This window comes from Bacillus sp. EU52 (genome assembly GCF_037964975.1).
GTDB classification, from domain to species: Bacteria; Bacillota; Bacilli; order Bacillales; family Bacillaceae; genus Bacillus; species Bacillus subtilis.
The window spans coordinates 3841145-3860401 of record NZ_CP150177.1 but is presented as its reverse complement, the minus strand read 5'-3'; the positions used below and the strand labels follow the sequence as shown (position 1 = coordinate 3860401).

The following is a 19257-nucleotide window of genomic DNA, read 5'->3' as shown; positions in this document are numbered from 1 at the left end:
AGCGGATTAGCAGTTTATATGAAGAACGCCACGGGTAAATGTGCTGTAGAATGTTTCGTTTTAAAAAGGGGGAGCAGACATGAGTGATGACCAAAACAAACGTGTAAATGAACACTCAAAGGACGAGCAGCTTGAGCAGTACAGGGCCGATAACAGCGGGAAGAAAATGACGACAAACCAAGGCTTGCGGGTGTCAGAGGATGAGCATTCGTTAAAAGCCGGGGTTCGCGGCCCGACGCTGATGGAGGATTTTCACTTCCGGGAGAAAATGACGCACTTTGACCATGAGAGGATTCCGGAGCGCGTTGTGCATGCGCGCGGATTTGGCGTGCATGGCTTTTTTCAGGTTTACGAACCAATGACCGAGTACACACGGGCCAAATTTCTTCAGGACCCTTCGGTGAAGACACCGGTATTTGTCCGTTTCTCTACGGTTGCGGGTTCTAAAGGCTCCGCAGACACGGTGCGGGATGCCAGAGGCTTTGCGACTAAATTTTATACTGAAGAAGGAAACTATGACCTTGTGGGAAATAACATTCCGGTGTTTTTCATTCAGGACGCAATCAAATTTCCGGATTTGGTTCACGCGTTTAAGCCTGAGCCACACAATGAAATGCCTCAGGCCGCGACTGCTCACGATACATTTTGGGATTTTGTCGCCAATAACCCTGAGTCTGCCCACATGGTGATGTGGACGATGTCTGACAGAGGCATCCCCCGCAGCTACAGAATGATGGAGGGCTTCGGCGTGCACACGTTCCGTTTTGTCAATGAACAAGGAAAGGCACGTTTCGTGAAATTTCACTGGAAGCCGGTGCTCGGCGTGCATTCTCTCGTATGGGATGAAGCGCAGAAAATTGCAGGGAAAGATCCGGATTTCCATCGCCGTGACCTGTGGGAAACAATTGAAAACGGCGGCAAGGTTGAATACGAGCTCGGCGTGCAGATGATTGATGAGGAAGATGAATTCAAGTTTGATTTTGATATTCTTGATCCGACTAAGCTGTGGCCGGAAGAGCTTGTGCCGGTGAAGATCATTGGGAAAATGACGCTGAACCGCAACCAGGATAATGTGTTTGCGGAAACAGAACAAGTCGCATTCCACCCGGGAAATGTCGTGCCGGGCATCGACTTTACAAATGACCCGCTCCTGCAGGGACGGCTTTTCTCTTATACAGACACACAGCTCATCCGTCTTGGCGGTCCGAACTTCCATGAACTTCCGATTAACCGGCCGGTATGTCCATTCCATAACAATCAATACGACGGCTATCACCGGATGACGATCAATAAGGGGCCTGTCGCTTATCATAAAAACTCACTGCAAAACAATGATCCGTCGCCTGCGACAGCTGAAGAAGGCGGCTACGTCCACTATCAGGAAAAAGTCGAGGGCAAAAAAATCCGCCAGCGAAGCGACAGCTTCAACGATTATTACTCACAGGCGAAGCTTTTCTGGAACAGCATGTCTCCTGTGGAGAAACAGCATATCATTTCTGCTTTCTGCTTCGAGGTCGGGAAGGTCAAAAGCAAAGACGTACAGCGGCAGGTCGTTGATGTGTTCAGCAATGTCGATGCAGATTTAGCAGAAGAAATCGCCAAAGGAGTAGGCGTGGCGGCACCCGCGAAGCGTAAAGCATCTAAAGAAATTCTTACTTCGCCTGCGTTAAGCCAAGCCCGTACAGTGAAAACCGCGTCAACAAGAAAAGTCGCTGTACTCGCCGGAAACGGATTTCATGAAAAAGAGCTGCAAACAGTGCTGGAAGCCTTAAAGCAAGAAGGAATCACAGTGGATATCATCAGTCAAAATCTGGGGTATATGACAAGCGGCAGCGGACAGCAGCTTGAGGCCAGCGGCACGTTCCTGACGGCTGATTCTGTTCTGTATGATGCCGTCTATGCTGCAGGAGGGCTGGAGTTAAAAGACAACAAACAAGCGATGGCGTTTATCAGAGAAGCTTACAATCACTACAAGGCGATCGGTGCGGCAAATGAAGGAATTGACCTTCTTCAATCCTCTGTCGGGACAAGAGAGGGGCCAGGCCTCGTAACGGCTAAAGATGAACCTGACTACACCGCTTTCAGCAAGGCATTTATCGATGCGGTTGCTGCTCATCGCCATTGGGATAGACGAATTTGATCGGCTCCTGTATCTTTAAGGAAGATACTTTTCATAAGGAGCATGACAAATGAACGAAAAACAGCTCGCTGAAGCTTACGAACGCGATGAAAATATGATGATTTTGGTGTTTGCCCAGTGGTGCGTGAACCATGATCTTGATCCGATGGAGATGTACACCAAAGCGTATCCGCAGCAAAAGCTGAATGAAAGCTTGAAAAAAACCATGGACGATCTGGTCGTGCCAAAACACGAAGCAGAGCACATTCCGGACCAGACTGTCATTGCGGTATTAGAGATGTTCGGAAATACAGATTTGGCACAGGCCGTTCATGAAGCGATTTCTGGGCGCAAACAGTAAAAAAAGAGACATCCTGTGTCTCTTTTTTTATTGGAAAAATCATGCTGTTAGACCTAGAAACTTCTTTCGATTTAATCAGTCTATAAAAGTGTGTATTGCTTAAATAAGGGAATGATAAACAACGACATCAAAGGAGGAGATTGTATGAAATGGAATAAAATGCTGAAAGCCGCGGGGATTGCAGTCTTGCTTTTTTCCGTATTTGCATATGCGGCCCCATCTTTAAACGCAGTTCAAACGAAAAAACCGACTGTCAGCACCCATACGTACAAAAAAATCAAGGAATTAAAGTATCCACAAGTGCATCTCATCGGGAATGCCGCTTTTGAAAAGAAAATCAATCAAGAGCTGAAAGCCTACATTGAACAATCGTATCAGGAATATCTGAAAAACAAAAAAGCAGGCGAACAGCAGGGCTTTAAAACGGAATATCAAACATCCTTTAGCGTCAAATACAATGCGGCAGGCAAGCTCAGCATTCAAACACTCAATTATATCTATTCAGGCGGCGCCCACGGTTTAACGTCTGTCCAGTCCTTCAACTATGACTTGAAAGCACAAAAGCGGGTAACGCTGGATCAGATTCTGAACACCAAAACAAAAGTCAGCAAAACGAGAGATTACCTATATAGCTATATCAAAAAACACGATGAGCTGTTTTTCCCTGATGTCAAGAAAGAGGATATAACCCTAAACAAAGACACAATGTTTTACTTTACGGCAAACGGGATCGCCATCGTCTTCGGCCAGTATGACTTGGGGCCTTATGCAGCGGGAATCCGGAATGTGCAGGTGCCAGCCTCTATTTATCAATAATGAAAAGAGCCATATCCGAAAAGGGATATGGCTCAATGTTTCTACCACACAAACAGGCCGACAATCGCAGCACTTAATAAAGATACCGCAATTCCGCTGACGAGGAGCTTCCACACGTTTCTCCCGATGACCGTTGACTTTTCTCCGTCAAGGATCGAATTGTACGTGCCGTAAATCATGCCGACCGTACTGAAGTTTGCAAAGGACGTCAGGAATGTCGTCGCCACCGCAACGGTGTGAGGCGGAAGGGATTTGAGATTGTTTTTCAAGTCAAGCATCGCAACAAACTCGTTCGTTGCTAATTTCATGCCCATCAGCTGAGCAACATACATCGCATCGTGCACTGGCAGTCCAAGCAGGAATGCGAACGGACTGAACAGATAAGCAAAAATCGTCTGGATGGTCAGGCCGTGTACGAAAACGCCAAGAATGCCATTAACTGCTGACGTTAATGCGACATATCCGATCACCATTGCCAAAATAACGATAACCATGTTCATGCCGACAAGCATACTGTTAGAAATCGTAGAGAAAAAGTCTTTCTTCTCTTCTTTAGGCGGTGTATAGATGATATCTTCATCCTCCGGCACGTGAACAGGATTCAGCAGGTTTGCGATAATCAGCGCGTTTAAGCAGTTCAAAGGAATGGCTGTAAACACGTATGTCGCAGGCACCATTGACAGATAAGATCCGATAATGGAGCCGCTGATGCTGCTCATGCTCATTAAGCCGAATGTGAGCAGGCGGTTGTTGCTTAAAACCGTTAGCTGCTGGCGAATAACCGCAAGTGCTTCGGTATTTCCCAGGAACATCATTTGAATAGAGAAAAAGCTTTCTAATTTCGGCAAGCGGGAAGCCTTTGAAATCACCCATCCGATTTTATCAATCAGCCAAGGCAAAATGCCGAAATACGTTAAAATATCAAAGAATGTGACGATAAAGATAATTGGAAGAAGCGCACTAAAGAAAAAGTCTACTGTTTCATTCGCCATTACTGACGGAAAGGCAAACGCGATACCGTCACTGGCGCAAGCAATCAGCCAAGTGAAGAAATCACCGATTTTACCGATAGCCCAGCTTCCGACTTTTGTTCCCAGCATAAACCAAGTAATCAGCAATTCCAGAACAATTAACGTCATGATCGGGCGCCACTTGATTTTCTTTTTCTGCGGAGAACATAGGAATACAACTGCCATAATCACAATGAGACCGACAAGGTTTAGTAAAAAGTACATGATAGCAACTCCTATGAGGGTTATTATGGAAACAAAAAAAGCTCTTATCCTTCACAAATTCTGGAAGTGCAGAAAGTGTGAAAAATAAGAGCAAACAGAAAAGAACTTGTCCTTTTCAACTCGTTCAAATTTATTCAAACTTTCTTGTAGTCTAGTTTTTTACGGTTACTAGGTAGAAACAATCAGACCATATTACTGATCATATACAAGAATGTCTTTTTCTAAGATGATAGCAGTATTTTATCCTTTCACTTTTTGAAAATCAACCTTTTTAACTATTTTCACAATAATAAAATTTATATTCTGAAATGAGAAAATAAAGGAAAAACATGCTGGATTGCTATGCTGATATGATGTTGGCGGGATACCAGCATGTCAGTACTGATTTTTCTTCACTATAAGGTTCTAGCTCCTGGAGATTTGTTGTATAATGGAAATGGGGAAACCCATACAGCAGAAAGGGAGTTTTTTCATGATTATCCAATTCATTCGTTATAGATAATGACAGGTGTAGACAAACTGCCAGACTTGGCCAATTTTTGAGATAGGCCTAGGTTTATTTGTCTATGCCTTTTTCATTTATCTAAAAATGAATGAATGGGGTGTTTTTTATCATGAAGCGAACAGTTGATTTCAGCATGTTTCGATGCCCGCTCTGCGATTCTTCTATGGATGCGGCATCAGGGAAAAGCTTGATTTGTACAGAACGAGGACATACATTTGATCTATCTCGGCACGGCTACGTGAACTTTCTGACGAAGCCGGTCAAAACCAGTTACGGTGCCGAGCTTTTTGAAGCGAGGAGCAGGCTGATTGGAGAATGTGGTTTTTTTGACCCGCTCCATGATGCGATTGCAGAACTCATCAGTCATCCCAAATCTGGTCATGAGGCATTCACCATCCTGGACAGCGGTTGCGGTGAGGGTTCTCATTTGAATGCGCTTTGCGGGTTTGATTATGCAGGGAAAGCAGCGATAGGAACCGGCATAGATCTTTCGAAGGATGGGATCTTAAAAGCTTCTAAGGCATTCAAAGATCAGATGTGGGCGGTTGCCGATGTGGCGCGTGCTCCTTTTCATGATCGCCAATTTGATGTTGTTCTGTCTATTTTTTCGCCGTCCAATTATGCAGAGTTTCATAGACTGCTGAAGAATGATGGCATGCTCGTAAAAGTAGTGCCGCGAAGCGACTATTTAATAGAATTAAGGCAATTTTTATATACTGATTCACCAAGGCGCACGTATTCCAATGCGGCAGCTGTTGAGCGTTTTACAGCAAATGCAGCACACAGCCGTCCTGTCAGGCTGCGCTATGTTAAAACGCTTGACCAGCAGGCGATCCACTGGCTTCTCAAGATGACGCCGCTTGCCTGGTCGGCGCCGAAAGATCGAGTCAGCCTCCTGATAGAGATGAAAACAGCCGATATTACGGTTGATGTTGATATCCTAATAGGAATGAAATGAATGGCAGAGGAAAGCTCCGAAAAAAGGAGCTTTCCTTTTTTAATCGGAATAGTTGGCCCACGCTTCTCGTACATATGGAAAGGGGACGGAAACAGCCGATGCGGACAGGTTTTTGTAAACGCTTTCTAGTTCGCGGAAACGGGGGATGTGTGTGTGGAACTGATCATCATTCTATTGGCGTTAGGTTTGCTGATGTTTACGGCGTATCGGGGATTTTCTGTCATATTGTTTGCGCCGATTTGCGCGTTATTCGCGGTGCTCCTGACAGATCCAAGCCATGTGCTTCCTTTTTTTTCATCAATTTTTATGGAGAAGATGGCGGGTTTTATTAAGCTGTATTTCCCAGTGTTTTTGCTCGGTGCCATTTTTGGAAAGGTCGTTGAAATGGCCGGGCTTGCGGCATCAATCGCGAAAACAATTGTCCGGCTTGTCGGGGCAAAAAGAGCGATACTTGCCATTGTGCTGATGGGTGCTGTCTTGACGTACAGCGGTGTCAGCCTGTTTGTTGTCGTATTTGCCGTATATCCTTTTGCGAAAAACATGTTCCAAGAAGCAAACATACCAAAACGCCTCATCCCGGGAACGATTGCTTTAGGGGCTTTTACGTTTACGATGGACGCACTTCCGGGAACGCCGCAAATCCAAAATGTCATTCCGACGTCGTTTTTCAAAACAGACATTTATGCCGCCCCTTGGCTGGGCTTGATGGGCGCAGTGATTGTGCTGGCAGCTGGGATGCTCTATTTGGAATCAAGGCGGAAAAAAGCGCAGGCATCTGGCGAAGGCTATGGCGGTTTTGATTCGCAGAATGCTCCTGCTCCTGAATCGATTGAGTCCGCGGCTGAACCGGACAAAAGCCCGATTCGGCACGCGCTTGCCTTTGTCCCGCTTATTCTCGTCGGTGCAGTGAATAAATATTTTACCATTTACCTGCCAAAGTGGTATCCGAATGGATTTGATTTTTCTTCCATAGGATTAAAGGAGTTCGGCAGGCTTGATATTTCTTCAGCAGCTGCTATTTGGTCGGTGGAGATTGCTTTAGTGATTGGCATCATCACAACGATTTTATTTGATTGGAGAAGTGTGTTTGCCCAATTGAAGGAAGGGCTGAATGAAGGAATTGGCGGCGCCTTGCTGGCATCTATGAATACGGGTGCCGAGTACGGGTTCGGAGGCATTATCGCCGCGCTGCCGGGGTTTCATAAGCTGAGCAGCGGAATTTCACATACTTTTACCGATCCGCTTGTAAATGGCGCCGTTACGACAACTGCGCTGGCGGGAATCACCGGCTCGGCTTCAGGAGGAATGGGCATTGCGTTAAGCGCGATGTCAGAACAATACTTACAGGCGATTCAGGCTTACAATATTCCGCCAGAGGTGATGCATCGGGTCATTTCAATGGCATCAGGCGGGATGGATACACTGCCGCATAATGGCGCCGTTATCACGCTTCTGGCCGTGACGGGTTTGACCCACCGGCAATCCTATCGCGATATTTTTGCGATCACGCTCATTAAAACGGCTGCCGTATTTGCTGTGATCGCGATTTACAGCCTGACTGGTCTAGTGTAGAAGAAAACGAAAGGAGTATCAATATGGGAAAAGTGCTGTCATCAAGCAAGGAAGCTGCGAAACTGATTCATGATGGGGATACGCTGATCGCGGGAGGGTTTGGGCTGTGCGGCATCCCTGAACAGCTCATTTTGTCTATAAGAGATCAGGGAGTAAAGGATTTAACCGTTGTCAGCAATAACTGCGGAGTCGATGACTGGGGGCTTGGTTTGCTTCTGGCTAACAAGCAAATCAAGAAAATGATTGCTTCCTATGTCGGTGAAAATAAAATTTTTGAGCGGCAGTTTTTAAGCGGAGAGCTTGAGGTCGAGCTTGTTCCCCAAGGAACGCTCGCTGAGAGAATTCGTGCAGGCGGTGCAGGCATACCGGGATTTTATACGGCGACAGGCGTCGGCACCTCCATAGCCGAGGGAAAAGAACATAAAACATTCGGCGGCCGGACTTATGTGCTGGAGCGAGGCATTACCGGCGATGTGGCGATCGTCAAAGCGTGGAAAGCGGACACCATGGGCAATTTGGTTTTTAGGAAAACGGCGAGAAATTTCAATCCCATTGCCGCCATGGCAGGCAAGATCACGATTGCCGAGGCGGAAGAAATCGTGGAAGCAGGAGAGCTCGATCCAGATCACATCCATACGCCGGGAATTTACGTACAGCATGTCGTGCTTGGCGCGAGCCAAGAAAAACGGATTGAAAAACGAACAGTTCAGCAAGCATCGGGAAAGGGTGAGGCCAAGTGAAGGAAGCGAGAAAACGAATGGTCAAACGGGCTGTACAAGAAATCAAGGACGGCATGAATGTGAATCTCGGGATTGGAATGCCGACGCTTGTCGCAAATGAGATACCCGATGGCGTTCATGTCATGCTTCAGTCGGAAAACGGCTTGCTCGGAATCGGCCCCTATCCTCTGGAAGGAATGGAAGACGCGGATTTGATCAATGCGGGAAAGGAAACGATCACTGAAGTGACGGGCGCCTCTTATTTTGACAGCGCTGAGTCATTCGCGATGATAAGAGGCGGGCATATCGATTTGGCTATTCTTGGCGGAATGGAGGTTTCGGAGCAGGGGGATTTGGCCAATTGGATGATCCCCGGCAAAATGGTAAAAGGGATGGGCGGCGCCATGGATCTCGTCAACGGGGCGAAACGAATCGTTGTCATCATGGAGCACGTCAATAAGCATGGTGAATCAAAGGTGAAAAAAACATGCTCTCTTCCGCTGACAGGCCAGAAAGTCGTGCACAGGCTGATTACGGATTTGGCTGTATTTGATTTTGTGAACGGCCGCATGACACTGACGGAGCTTCAGGATGGTGTCACAATTGAAGAGGTTTATGAAAAAACAGAAGCTGATTTCGCTGTAAGCCAGTCTGTACTCAATTCTTAATGGGAAGGTGTTTGACATGAGAAAACAAGTCGCCTTGGTGACAGGGGCTGCCGGCGGAATCGGATTCGAAATGGCAAGAGAATTCGCCCGGGAAGGTGCCAGCGTCATCGTTTCAGACCTCCGTCCGGAAGCATGTGAACAAGCAGCCTCCAAGCTTGCAGAAGAAGGCTTTGACGCGGCGGCCATTCCGTATGATGTGACAAAGGAAGCGCAAGTTGCTGATACGATGAACGTCATCCAAAAACAATACGGCCGCTTGGATATTCTGGTGAACAATGCCGGTATTCAGCACGTCGCTCCGATTGAAGAGTTTCCGACAGACACCTTTGAACAGCTGATCAAGGTCATGCTGACGGCCCCCTTTATTGCAATGAAGCATGTTTTTCCGATCATGAAAAAACAGCAGTTTGGCAGAATCATTAATATCGCGTCTGTTAATGGATTAGTGGGCTTTGCAGGGAAATCCGCTTATAATAGCGCCAAGCACGGCGTCATTGGACTCACAAAAGTAGGGGCGCTGGAAGGCGCGCCCCACGGCATAACAGTCAATGCGCTCTGTCCGGGTTATGTCGATACCCAGCTTGTACGCAATCAGCTTAGCGATCTATCGAAAACTAGAAATGTCCCTTACGACTCTGTACTTGAACAAGTCATTTTTCCGCTTGTGCCGCAAAAGCGACTGCTTTCCGTCAAGGAAATTGCGGATTATGCCGTGTTTTTGGCAAGCGAGAAGGCGAAGGGCGTCACTGGGCAGGCTGTCGTCCTTGATGGGGGCTACACCGCACAGTGACATAAAAAAACACACTTGCTCCGCTAGGGAATCAAGTGTGTTTTTTCTTTGCTTATTTCCAAACATCATTAGCGATCTCAACCACATGGCGGAGCTTCGCCCATTGCTGTTCTTCAGTCAGCTTGTTGCCTTCCTCAGTTGAAGCGAATCCGCATTGAGGGCTGAGGCAAAGCTGGTCTAAGCTTACATAACGGGACGCTTCTTCGATACGGCGTTTCACGTCATCCGGATTTTCAAGCTCACCGAATTTAGATGTCACTAAGCCAAGAACAAGTTGAAGATCAGACCGTTTTACGTAACGGAGCGGCTCAAATCCGCCTGAGCGTGAATCATCATACTCTAAGAAAAGTCCGTCAAGATTCAAGCCGTCAAAAATGGTTTCGGCTGCTGCGTCATAGCCGCCTTCCGCTGTCCAAGTGGACTGGAAGTTGCCGCGGCAAATATGCATGGTTACCGTCAAGTCATCCGGGCGGTCTGCAATCGCGTCGTTAATCGATTTCGCAAACAGCTGGCGAAGCTCGTCAGGCGTTGTTCCGAACGCTTCGATTTGTTTTAAGCCTTTTTCAGATAAGAAAACGGCCCACGCTGTATCATCAAGCTGGAGGTAGCGACAGCCTCTGTCATAAAACGCTTGAATCGCTTTTTTATATGCTTTGGATACATCATGCTGGAAAAGGTGATAATCTTTTTTATACGCATCCTTTTCCAGTTTTCCGCGAAAAAACAGCATATTCGGGCTTGGAATCGTCATCTTTGGCGTCGCATCACCGGCAATGCTATGGAGAAATGAATAATCTTCAAGCATTGGGTGAGTTGAAAAGTCGATATCGCCTGTGACTTTAATGCCGCGTGCTTTTGTCTGTACGTTATGGAATTGAATGCCTTGCTCAGGAGTAAACGGCTCAACGCCATCCAGGTTCTCTAGGAAATCAAAGTGCCACCATGCTCTGCGAAATTCACCGTCTGTCACGACGTTCAGGCCGATTTCCTTCTGTTTTTCCACAATACGGATGATTTCATCGTTTTCAATTTGGCGAAGCTGCTCAGCGGTCATTTCGCCGGCCGCTTTTTGCAGCCGCGCTTTTTTGACGGGCTCAGATCTTAGCAGGCTTCCGACTTGATCCGCGCGAAACGGCGGTTTTTTTCTTTGAAGTGATTTTTGTTCTGCGGGTGTTGTTTGTTGTGACATGTTGTCCATTCCTTCTTTCCATTCAAATATAAAAAAGCTCTTCCTTTGGATAAGGAAGAGCTTGCGTGACAATCTCAACCTTATCTTCAAGAGCAATCATTGCTCTAAAGGATTTAGCACCATTCTGTTAAACAGCGGTTGCCGGGTATCGCAGGGCCAGTCCCTCCACCTCTCTTGATAAGGAAAACCTTTTTATGAAATTTTCTGATAGTATCTATTATTCACACATTTTCTATTTCTGTCAATGATAGATTATCTCCACACATCGTTGGCAATGTCGATGACATGGCGAAGCTTTGCCCATTGCTGCTCCTCTGTCAGAAGGTTGCCTTCTTCTGTAGAGGCGAAACCGCACTGCGGGCTCAGGCATAGCTGGTCCAAGCTGACAAAACGCGCGGCTTCATTGATACGGCGTTTCACATCCTCAGGATTTTCAAGCTCGCCGTATTTCGATGTGATCAAGCCGAGCACAATTTGCAGATCCTTGCGCTTCACAAAACGGAGCGGATCAAAGTTTCCGGAGCGGTCATCATCGTATTCCAAGAAAAGGCCGTCAAGGTTTAAGCCGTCCAAAATCGTTTCCGCTACAGCGTCGTACCCTCCTGATGCCGCCCAGGTTGAGCGGAAGTTGCCGCGGCAAATGTGCATTGTGATCGTTAAATCGTCAGGCCGGTCTGCGACGGCATCGTTAATTGTTTTGGCAAATATGGCTGGCAATGTTTCTGGATCACCGCCGAGCGCCCGGACAACCTCTCTGCCTTTTTCCTCAAAGAAGAGAGACCATGACGTATCATCGAGCTGGAGATAACGGCAGCCAGCATCATAGAAGGCTTTGATTGCTTTTTTGTACGCTTGGGCCAGATCATGAAAGTAGTCCTCTTGATCGTCATAAATCCCTTTATCCGCCTTTTCGCCAAAAAACAGCATATTTGGGCTGGGAATGGTCAATTTTGGCGTCGCGTTACCGGCAATCTCATGTAAAAATTGATAATCAGCGAGCGCTGGGTGGCTCGTAAAATCGAGTTTTCCCGTCACTTTGATGCTGCGCGCTTTCGTTTTTGTGTTATGGAACTGAATCCCCTCAGCCGGGATGAACGGTTCCACACCGTCAAGCCCTTCCAGGAAGTCATAATGCCACCAGGAACGCCGGAATTCCCCGTCTGTTACCACATCGAGACCGATTTCTTTTTGTTTTTCCACGATGCGGGTGATCTCTTGATTTTCGATATCACGAAGCTGTTCCGCTGTCATCTCACCAGCCGCTTTTTTTTGCCGGGCTTCCTTTACCGGAACGGAACGAAGCAAGCTGCCGACATGATCGGCGCGGAAAGGTGCTTTGCGTTGTTTTTCTGTTTTTTGTCCTGCAACATTCGTTTGTTGAGCCATGTTATTCGCCTCTTTTCTGAAATATTGAGCATGTAAAAAGCTCTTCCTTTGTGTAAGGAAGAGCTTGAACGATCAAATCTCCGCCTCATCTGCAAGAACACAATGTTCTTAAGGATTTAGCACCATTCTGTTTGAAACAGCGGTTGCCGGGTATCATAGGGCCAGTCCCTCCACCTCTCTTGATAAGGTACAACTTCATATTCAGATTTCAATTATCTTAATATTATTACTTTTGGATCAATTGTCAATGCTTTTTAGAAAATACCTTCATCTTCATCGTTATATAAAACCATATCAAGCACGATAGCGATGGCAGTGCAAATCAGAACATCTTCCTCGTTTGCAATCTGCAAGTGATAGGAATCACCCCAACTGAGCCACTTTTTGCTCACTGACATCCGGACATTTTCCCCGTCCGTCAGCTGGAATTCATCCCTCCATAAATCACCATCGATTTCCCAGTTAAGCCCGGAAATCACAAATTTCGGTTTGAAAAACGTTACTTTCTTCGTTACCTCACAAACTGTTTTCCCGCCAATTGAAATCTCATAGCGCGGCAATAAAGACATTAGTTTTTGTTCTATGGAAACGAGCGTTTTCCCAGATGAGTCTGTCATTTGTAATGAGTCTCCTAACGAGAAAAAACGCCCCTCCACCTTGAATGTTTCTTGTTCATCCCGGTCATAAATGTGAAATGCATCTTTAAATGAGAACATTTTTTGTTTCATAAATAACTCGATCATTGCTGAAGTCTCCTTTGGGTTTGCCTTGTATGAAATTACGGATAGGTGGCGAAAAGGTTTCAGGCTCTAAATCAAAACAATTTTAAAAGGCTGCGTGATTCAGCAGCCTTTTCGTTTGAAATATAGAATTAGGAAAGATGCATCCGGCGTTTTTGGCGGATGGCGTCAAGGTCGATTAGGTTGTTGTGATGAGGTGCGGCTGCTGGCAGAGGGCTTGTCTTTTGCGGTTTGCGGCGATTGTCCTTGCTGAAAGAAAAAAGAAGATAGCCGCATAATGCGATGATAATAAATAGGATCATATTACATACCTCCCAAAAAAAGTTTTGGTACTCTCTATTGTACGGATAAAATGCCAAAAAGTATTCAAAAAATTCTAAATCAATAAATAACAAGAAACTGTCCCTCTAAAACAGTATTACCTGATGACCTGAAAATAGTCTTGAATTACGCTGTTTGCTCTTGTTGGTGATTGGTTCTATAGTTACTATCGACGATAAAATAAATTCCTTTATATAACTTTTAACCTAAGTTTACGTAATTCGAATTACCTGTTTTTGGGGTGCTGTTTTCTTGCTTGTTTGGTTTATACCCTATTTTGCGGAATTGAACACAAAAAACCCAAATTACGGAGCATTTGGGCGGTACGGGTGAATACGGATTGTATTTAGGGGATTTGATGTTTTATTTGAAGAAGCGTTTGAACATTTTTCTGATTTTTTGAAATGGGCTGGATTTCTTTTGCATGTTAAGCGGCCTGGAAATGATCCATTTTTTCAAGAGACTCTTGGCAGCGATTGCATGTTTTGTCATTGTTTTTCCTCCTCATTTGTTGATACTTGTTTTACGGAGGACGTGTTTAAAATGTTTCATTTTCACACAAAAAAGCCAGTCCTTTTTTGGACTGGCTTTTGGCATTATGCTTGCGCTTCAAACTGTTTTGCAATCTCAACGATGACATTTACGGCTTTGACCATGTTGTCAACTGAGATGTATTCAAATTTGCCGTGGAAGTTTTCCCCGCCTGTAAAGATGTTTGGCGTCGGAAGCCCCATGTAGGACAGCTGTGATCCGTCGGTGCCGCCGCGGATGGGGGAAATCTTCGGTTCGATGCCGAGGTTTTCCATCGCTTGCTTGGCAATGTTGACGATTTCGATGACAGGTTCAATTTTCTCTCTCATGTTGTAGTATTGGTCGTTCATATCCAGCAGAATCCGGTCTTGCCCGTATTCGTTTTGAAGTTCTTCAACGGCACGCTTCATTGTTTCTTTTCTGTTTTGGAAATTCTCTTTGTCAAAGTCTCTGATAATGTAGTGGAGCTTTGTTTCCTCTACGTCTCCTTGAATCGACAGCAGGTGGTAGAAGCCTTCATAGCCTTCCGTATATTCAGGCGCTTCGTCTGCCGGCAGCAGGCTGTTCAGCTTCATCGCGATTTTCGCAGAGTTGATCATTTTTCCTTTAGCTGTTCCGGGATGTACGTTGTTGCCTTTAATCGTAATTTTTGCGGCAGCGGCATTGAAGCTTTCATATTCAAGCTCGCCGAGCGGCCCGCCGTCAACCGTGTAGGCAAAGGATGCATTGAACCGTTTCACATCAAATTTGTGCGGCCCTCTTCCGATTTCTTCATCAGGCGTAAAGGCGACTCTGATTGTGCCGTGCTTGATTTCAGGGTGTTTGATGAGGTAATCCATGGCTGTCATGATTTCAGCGATACCGGCCTTATTGTCTGCGCCGAGAAGGGTGGTGCCGTCTGTGGTGATGAGTGTATGGCCCTTATAGCCAGACAGCTCAGGGAATTGATCAGGTGACAGGGTGACCTGCAGCTTTTCGTTAAGAACGATGTCTTTTCCATCATAGCTTTCGATGATTTGCGGATTCACGTTTTTGCCGGTAAAGTCTGTAGCGGTGTCGACGTGAGCGAGAAAGCCGATTGTCGGCACGTCTTTTTCAGTATTGGAGGGAAGAGTTGCCATGACATAGCCGTTTTCATCAATGGCTGCATCCTGCATGCCGATGGACTTCAATTCATCAACGAGCATGTTTCCTAATGTCAATTGGCCGGGTGTGGAAGGACAAGTGTCAACGGATTCATCGGACTGTGTGTCGACTTTTACATATGTAGTAAACCGTTCAATGATTTCTTCTTTCATTTCCAATCATCTCCTTTGTCTTATTTTAGCATGGCGGGATGAGAGATTTCTATTGCACAATACCGTTTCGAATGGCAAAAACGACTGCCTGTGTCCGGTCTTGGGCATTGCATTTTTGCAGGATGCGGTGCACGTGGGTTTTCACAGTGCTTTCACTGACGAAAAGCTTTTCAGCAATATCCTCATTTCTCAATCCGTAGGCCATTTGCTGAAGAACCTCAAGCTCTCTTTTGGTGAACGGCTCTGCCAGTTCTTCGGCATGGGGCTGTTGCTTCGCTCGAAATGTCTCACTGATAATTTTAGCAGCTGTGACTGTACGGAAAATCGCCTCGCCTCTCGCCGCAGCGCGAATCGCATCTATCAACTCCTCAGGAAGTGTATCCTTCAGCAGATAGCCGACTGCGCCCGCACGGATGCCTTCAAATACGTATTCTTCCGTGTCAAAGGTGGTTAAAATGACTATCTTTGTATTTGGAAGTGCGGACATAATGTCTTTCGCCGCTTCGATGCCTGAGCAACGCGGCATCTGGACATCCATGAGGATGACATCGGGTTTTGTTTGTTTTGCGAGTGCTATAATATCGTGACCGTCGCCGGCCTCGCCAGAAACCGTCATATCCGTCTGTGCGTTGATGACGTAGCGGAAGCCTTCACGCACAAGCGGCTGATCATCGGCAAGCGCGACGCGTATTTTATCTTTGTTCATCTTTTTGCTCCTTATTCGTTGTCATGAGCGGCAATGACAGCTCAATTTTCAGGCCGCTCGGCTGTATGGCACTGAAAGTAAGGGAACCGCCTGCTTTTTCTGCGCGCTCTTTCATTCCTGTTAGGCCAAATCCATAAGTAAGGCTGCCGGTGAATTGTCCGTCGTCGGTGATTGTGACATAGAGATGGGACTTGTCGTTAGAAATGACGGCCGCCGCATGGGAAGCGTCAGCGTGACGAATAATATTGGTCAGCGCTTCCTGCAAGATGCGGTAGATCGTTTCGCTCACGTTTGGAGGCCAAGACTCTTCTGACAGTCCGGCAGTATCTAAAGAAACGTACAAGCCGCTCCGTTCCTCCACTTGATGAATGAGCCCCCGCAAAGCGGTAAGCCCCACCATCGATTCACTACGGCCCATTTGGTGAACGACAGACCGTACTTCTTGAAGACATTCCCTGGCGACACTCAGTACATTTTGAATGACTTTTTCTGAATCTTCCTTGCTGCTTTTAAGGATATAGGGAAGAGATTGAAGCTGAACAATCACAGAAGTCAGCTCGTGACCGATGCTGTCATGAATGTCGCGGGCGATTCTTGTACGTTCCTCAAGGACCGCGTACCTTAATGAAAGAACAGAAGCCTCCTGCAGCTCTGCATGCGCTTTCTGGAGTTCTTTATGAGCATGCTCCAGCTGCACATGCATTTTCGCCAATTCAGCATGATTTCGTTCAGCCTCCCTTCTCGCTTCTCGTCTGAAACGCATGGAGGAGAAGAAGACGTAGAGTCCGATCATGATCGAGATGTTGCTGATGATGGTATTCAAGCTTCCTCCATGTGAGGATAGGAGTAATATGTTGCCTCCAATTAAACATGCTGTGAAGATCAAGGATAGCCGTGAAGGGAGTCTAAAGGCGGCATATATCATTAAAAATACAATCAAAAAATAGGCGGCACCCTGCTCTTGGCCGGAAACAGCCCAAAAGAAATCGGTCAGGAGCCAGAGTCCGATGAATATGCTCAAATGAACAGCAGTGGATACCACATAGGGAATGATCCAAATGAATGCTAAGTATACCGCAAATAAAAATGCTAACAAAATGGGATCAGCCTTAGTTGGATGAGATAAAAATTGTATGCAATTCAAAATGAGAATAAGGCTCGGCACAAGCTTCTTGTAGTGCCGAGCCGGAGATTGTCCGTTCATGCTGGTCCTTCTTTCAGTTATTGAATGGATACTTTGCCAGCGGTCAGCCGTCTGTAAGCTTTATAAAGCATGATGTTACGGGCTGTGATGGTGCCGAGGGGAACGAAGAACATAGAATGAATAATGGCAATAAACATCTCGTTGCTATCAGGCAGCCATGTTCTCGCGGCCATACGCAAAGAAAGTATCACTAGAATGAGAATAACACTTCCAAGGGAGCCGCGTGAAGTGACCTTTCCGGTTTCCGGGTGAATCCGCACGTTTACCATCTTTCCAATGCCAAACCCGCAGACCAGCCCGATCAGTAATAAAATGCCGCTGATCGCCACATGTAATACGGAATGAAAATACGCCGGCTGAAACGATGCAGATACGCCCCATAAGAGCAGCAGTGGAATGATCAGCAACTTCCCGGGTCTGACAGCTCTCTCTCGGTACATCGATAAAATAATAAGAATCAATACAATAAAAATATATGGGCTCATCGCCATGTCATCAAATCCTTTCTGCATTAAGCATAGCGAAAAAGGGAAAGAAAAACGTCAACCGGCAGATTGATTTTTCAGCTGCTATACTTGTTCACGCTGCATAAAGGTATGAAAATGCTGATAATATATGAAAAAACTATTAATAAACGATTAAACTTCTTAAAAATGGATGTGGACCGGTTTTAAACACTATATAATGAAAACAGGTCATTTTTTAGGAGGGTTACATCATGGCAATACTTGTTACTGGCGGGGCCGGGTACATTGGCAGCCACACATGTGTTGAACTATTGAACAGCGGCTACGAGATTGTTGTTCTTGATAATCTGTCTAACAGTTCGGCTGAAGCGCTGAACCGTGTCAAGGAGATTACGGGAAAAGATTTAACGTTCTACGAAGCGGATTTATTGGACCGGGAAGCGGTAGATGAGGTTTTTGCTGAAAATGAAATCGAAGCTGTAATTCATTTTGCTGGGTTAAAAGCAGTCGGTGAATCTGTGGCGATTCCGCTCAAATATTATCATAACAATCTGACAGGAACGTTTATTTTATGCGAGGCCATGGAGAAATTCGGCGTCAAGAAAATCGTATTCAGTTCATCTGCGACAGTGTACGGCGTTCCGGAAACATCGCCGATTACGGAGGACTTTCCATTAGGCGCGACAAATCCTTATGGGCAGACAAAGCTCATGCTTGAACAAATATTGCGTGATTTGCATACAGCCGACAATGAGTGGAGCGTTGCGCTGCTTCGTTACTTTAACCCGTTCGGCGCGCATCCAAGCGGACGGATCGGTGAAGACCCGAACGGAATCCCAAATAACCTTATGCCGTATGTGGCACAGGTAGCTGTCGGGAAGCTTGAGCAATTAAGCGTATTCGGAAATGACTATCCGACAAAAGACGGGACAGGCGTACGCGATTATATTCACGTCGTTGATCTCGCAGAAGGCCACGTCAAGGCGCTGGAAAAAGTATTGAACTCTACAGGAGCCGATGCATACAACCTTGGAACAGGCACAGGCTACAGCGTGCTTGAAATGGTCAAAGCCTTTGAAAAAGTGTCAGGGAAAGAGGTTCCGTACCGTTTTGCGGACCGTCGCCCGGGAGACATCGCCACATGCTTTGCAGATCCTGCGAAAGCCAAGCGGGAACTGGGCTGGGAAGCGAAACGCGGCCTTGAGGAAATGTGCGCTGATTCCTGGAGATGGCAGTCTTCTAATGTGAATGGGTATAAGAGTGTAAAATCATAAAAAGAAGGGCAGGGTTTTTCCCTAGCCCTTCTTTTTATTTATCTAAGTTTATTTCAAATGTAAATGGATTGATTGTAATATCGTAGTTTTCGGAAGATCCTTCTAAAATAATGTTTGCCGTTTTGCTGTCGATTTTAGGGAAAACAATAATCCCTTCAGTTTTAACTCCCGGTAAGATTTCACTTTGGATTTCAGGATACTCAGAAAGGTCGGATTTAGGCTCAATCTGTTTATTATCAGCTGTAATTTTGGCATTGAAGTCATAAAAGCTGATTTCATCTTGTGATTTGTTTTCTATCTTTACATAAAGGCGAGTTTCTTTTTCAGCAAGTTCCACTTTTTGAAGCGTGAGTGCAAATCCGTGTTGATTCTGTGTTTTATTCACGTTAATTGTTTTT

The 19257-nt window shown here is 46.0% G+C and carries 19 protein-coding genes and 3 riboswitches; of the genes, 9 read left to right on the top strand and 10 right to left on the bottom strand.

What is annotated here, in order from left to right; translation table 11 throughout:
* The first annotated feature begins 79 nt into the window (after positions 1 to 79).
* The 3 genes from NSU05_RS19820 to NSU05_RS19810 all read left to right on the top strand — a co-directional run bounded on the left by NSU05_RS19820 (position 80) and on the right by NSU05_RS19810 (position 3296).
* A complete protein-coding gene (locus tag NSU05_RS19820; protein ID WP_038429873.1) occupies positions 80 to 2140 on the top strand; it encodes a catalase in 2061 nt (686 codons plus the stop codon).
* A 49-nt stretch (positions 2141 to 2189) separates the two neighbouring features.
* Positions 2190 to 2480, top strand: coding sequence for a hypothetical protein (locus tag NSU05_RS19815; RefSeq protein WP_038429872.1), 291 nt, complete (start codon positions 2190 to 2192; stop codon positions 2478 to 2480).
* A 144-nt stretch (positions 2481 to 2624) separates the two neighbouring features.
* Positions 2625 to 3296 (top strand): DUF3298 and DUF4163 domain-containing protein, encoded by a 672-nt coding sequence (locus NSU05_RS19810; protein WP_038429871.1) that lies wholly within the window; start codon positions 2625 to 2627, stop codon positions 3294 to 3296.
* A gap of 41 nt (positions 3297 to 3337) precedes the next feature.
* Here the strand turns inward: NSU05_RS19810 and NSU05_RS19805 are convergent, their stop codons facing one another.
* Entirely contained in the window at positions 3338 to 4531 is a 1194-nt protein-coding gene (locus NSU05_RS19805) for a NupC/NupG family nucleoside CNT transporter (protein ID WP_014478419.1), read from the bottom strand.
* A 127-nt stretch (positions 4532 to 4658) separates the two neighbouring features.
* Positions 4659 to 4760: riboswitch (purine riboswitch) on the bottom strand.
* Between the two features lie 385 nt (positions 4761 to 5145).
* Between NSU05_RS19805 and NSU05_RS19800 the strand changes: the two genes are divergently transcribed.
* From NSU05_RS19800 to NSU05_RS19780, 5 genes are all read left to right on the top strand, one after another.
* A complete protein-coding gene (locus tag NSU05_RS19800) occupies positions 5146 to 5994 on the top strand; it encodes a methyltransferase domain-containing protein (RefSeq protein WP_038429870.1) in 849 nt (282 codons plus the stop codon).
* A gap of 153 nt (positions 5995 to 6147) precedes the next feature.
* Complete coding sequence (locus NSU05_RS19795; protein ID WP_003243205.1) at positions 6148 to 7566, top strand: GntP family permease; 1419 nt, start codon at positions 6148 to 6150, stop codon at positions 7564 to 7566.
* Positions 7567 to 7589: 23 nt separating this feature from the next.
* Complete coding sequence (locus NSU05_RS19790) at positions 7590 to 8306, top strand: succinyl-CoA--3-ketoacid CoA transferase subunit A (protein WP_014481335.1); 717 nt, start codon at positions 7590 to 7592, stop codon at positions 8304 to 8306.
* The gene (locus NSU05_RS19785) at positions 8303 to 8953 is read left to right on the top strand and encodes a CoA transferase subunit B (protein WP_017697224.1); all 651 of its coding nucleotides are present in this window, start codon (positions 8303 to 8305) and stop codon (positions 8951 to 8953) included. Before NSU05_RS19790 ends, NSU05_RS19785 begins: the two co-directional genes overlap by 4 nt.
* Before the next feature lie 16 nt (positions 8954 to 8969).
* Positions 8970 to 9743, top strand: coding sequence for a 3-hydroxybutyrate dehydrogenase (locus tag NSU05_RS19780; RefSeq protein ID WP_038429868.1), 774 nt, complete (start codon positions 8970 to 8972; stop codon positions 9741 to 9743).
* Positions 9744 to 9795: 52 nt separating this feature from the next.
* Here NSU05_RS19780 and NSU05_RS19775 read toward each other — a convergent pair whose 3' ends face one another.
* From NSU05_RS19775 to NSU05_RS19735, 9 genes are all read right to left on the bottom strand, one after another.
* Complete coding sequence (locus NSU05_RS19775; protein ID WP_038429867.1) at positions 9796 to 10932, bottom strand: 5-methyltetrahydropteroyltriglutamate--homocysteine S-methyltransferase; 1137 nt, start codon at positions 10930 to 10932, stop codon at positions 9796 to 9798.
* 77 nt (positions 10933 to 11009) lie between these two features.
* A riboswitch (SAM riboswitch) is annotated at positions 11010 to 11116 on the bottom strand.
* Between the two features lie 68 nt (positions 11117 to 11184).
* The gene (locus NSU05_RS19770) at positions 11185 to 12318 is read right to left on the bottom strand and encodes a 5-methyltetrahydropteroyltriglutamate--homocysteine S-methyltransferase (RefSeq protein WP_038429866.1); all 1134 of its coding nucleotides are present in this window, start codon (positions 12316 to 12318) and stop codon (positions 11185 to 11187) included.
* A gap of 82 nt (positions 12319 to 12400) precedes the next feature.
* A riboswitch (SAM riboswitch) is annotated at positions 12401 to 12507 on the bottom strand.
* Between the two features lie 65 nt (positions 12508 to 12572).
* Complete coding sequence (locus tag NSU05_RS19765) at positions 12573 to 13061, bottom strand: LURP-one-related/scramblase family protein (protein WP_003227238.1); 489 nt, start codon at positions 13059 to 13061, stop codon at positions 12573 to 12575.
* A gap of 128 nt (positions 13062 to 13189) precedes the next feature.
* Complete coding sequence (locus NSU05_RS19760) at positions 13190 to 13453, bottom strand: hypothetical protein (RefSeq protein WP_010886640.1); 264 nt, start codon at positions 13451 to 13453, stop codon at positions 13190 to 13192.
* A 289-nt stretch (positions 13454 to 13742) separates the two neighbouring features.
* Positions 13743 to 13871, bottom strand: a complete 129-nt coding sequence (locus NSU05_RS19755; RefSeq protein ID WP_003227241.1) for a hypothetical protein — start codon at positions 13869 to 13871, stop codon at positions 13743 to 13745.
* A gap of 104 nt (positions 13872 to 13975) precedes the next feature.
* Complete coding sequence (pepT, locus tag NSU05_RS19750; RefSeq protein WP_038429865.1) at positions 13976 to 15208, bottom strand: peptidase T; 1233 nt, start codon at positions 15206 to 15208, stop codon at positions 13976 to 13978.
* A gap of 49 nt (positions 15209 to 15257) precedes the next feature.
* Positions 15258 to 15914 carry a two-component system response regulator YxJL gene (gene yxjL / locus NSU05_RS19745; RefSeq protein WP_024571477.1) on the bottom strand — a complete coding sequence of 219 codons (657 nt, stop codon included), beginning with the start codon at positions 15912 to 15914 and terminating at the stop codon, positions 15258 to 15260.
* Positions 15901 to 17118, bottom strand: coding sequence for a two-component system sensor histidine kinase YxjM (gene yxjM, locus NSU05_RS19740; protein WP_038429864.1), 1218 nt, complete (start codon positions 17116 to 17118; stop codon positions 15901 to 15903). Before yxjM ends, yxjL begins: the two co-directional genes overlap by 14 nt.
* A gap of 17 nt (positions 17119 to 17135) precedes the next feature.
* Complete coding sequence (locus tag NSU05_RS19735) at positions 17136 to 17609, bottom strand: CcdC protein domain-containing protein (RefSeq protein ID WP_038429863.1); 474 nt, start codon at positions 17607 to 17609, stop codon at positions 17136 to 17138.
* Between the two features lie 227 nt (positions 17610 to 17836).
* Here NSU05_RS19735 and galE point away from each other — a divergent pair, with 227 nt between their 5' ends.
* Complete coding sequence (gene galE, locus NSU05_RS19730; RefSeq protein ID WP_038429862.1) at positions 17837 to 18859, top strand: UDP-glucose 4-epimerase GalE; 1023 nt, start codon at positions 17837 to 17839, stop codon at positions 18857 to 18859.
* Positions 18860 to 19257 lie beyond the last annotated feature (398 nt).

Excerpts from the sequence above, each read along its gene's own strand:
- NSU05_RS19790 (WP_014481335.1), top strand. The coding sequence starts at position 7,590 with ATGGGAAAAGTGCTGTCATCAAGCAAGGAAGCTGCGAAACTGATTCAT.
- NSU05_RS19770 (WP_038429866.1), bottom strand. The coding sequence starts at position 12,318 with ATGGCTCAACAAACGAATGTTGCAGGACAAAAAACAGAAAAACAACGC.
- NSU05_RS19815 (WP_038429872.1), top strand. The coding sequence starts at position 2,190 with ATGAACGAAAAACAGCTCGCTGAAGCTTACGAACGCGATGAAAATATG.
- galE (WP_038429862.1), top strand. The coding sequence starts at position 17,837 with ATGGCAATACTTGTTACTGGCGGGGCCGGGTACATTGGCAGCCACACA.
- yxjM (WP_038429864.1), bottom strand. The coding sequence starts at position 17,118 with ATGAACGGACAATCTCCGGCTCGGCACTACAAGAAGCTTGTGCCGAGC.
- NSU05_RS19735 (WP_038429863.1), bottom strand. The coding sequence starts at position 17,609 with ATGGCGATGAGCCCATATATTTTTATTGTATTGATTCTTATTATTTTA.
- NSU05_RS19800 (WP_038429870.1), top strand. The coding sequence starts at position 5,146 with ATGAAGCGAACAGTTGATTTCAGCATGTTTCGATGCCCGCTCTGCGAT.
- NSU05_RS19775 (WP_038429867.1), bottom strand. The coding sequence starts at position 10,932 with ATGTCACAACAAACAACACCCGCAGAACAAAAATCACTTCAAAGAAAA.
- pepT (WP_038429865.1), bottom strand. The coding sequence starts at position 15,208 with ATGAAAGAAGAAATCATTGAACGGTTTACTACATATGTAAAAGTCGAC.
- NSU05_RS19805 (WP_014478419.1), bottom strand. The coding sequence starts at position 4,531 with ATGTACTTTTTACTAAACCTTGTCGGTCTCATTGTGATTATGGCAGTT.
- NSU05_RS19765 (WP_003227238.1), bottom strand. The coding sequence starts at position 13,061 with ATGATCGAGTTATTTATGAAACAAAAAATGTTCTCATTTAAAGATGCA.
- NSU05_RS19755 (WP_003227241.1), bottom strand. The coding sequence starts at position 13,871 with ATGACAAAACATGCAATCGCTGCCAAGAGTCTCTTGAAAAAATGGATC.
- NSU05_RS19810 (WP_038429871.1), top strand. The coding sequence starts at position 2,625 with ATGAAATGGAATAAAATGCTGAAAGCCGCGGGGATTGCAGTCTTGCTT.
- NSU05_RS19820 (WP_038429873.1), top strand. The coding sequence starts at position 80 with ATGAGTGATGACCAAAACAAACGTGTAAATGAACACTCAAAGGACGAG.
- yxjL (WP_024571477.1), bottom strand. The coding sequence starts at position 15,914 with ATGAACAAAGATAAAATACGCGTCGCGCTTGCCGATGATCAGCCGCTT.
- NSU05_RS19780 (WP_038429868.1), top strand. The coding sequence starts at position 8,970 with ATGAGAAAACAAGTCGCCTTGGTGACAGGGGCTGCCGGCGGAATCGGA.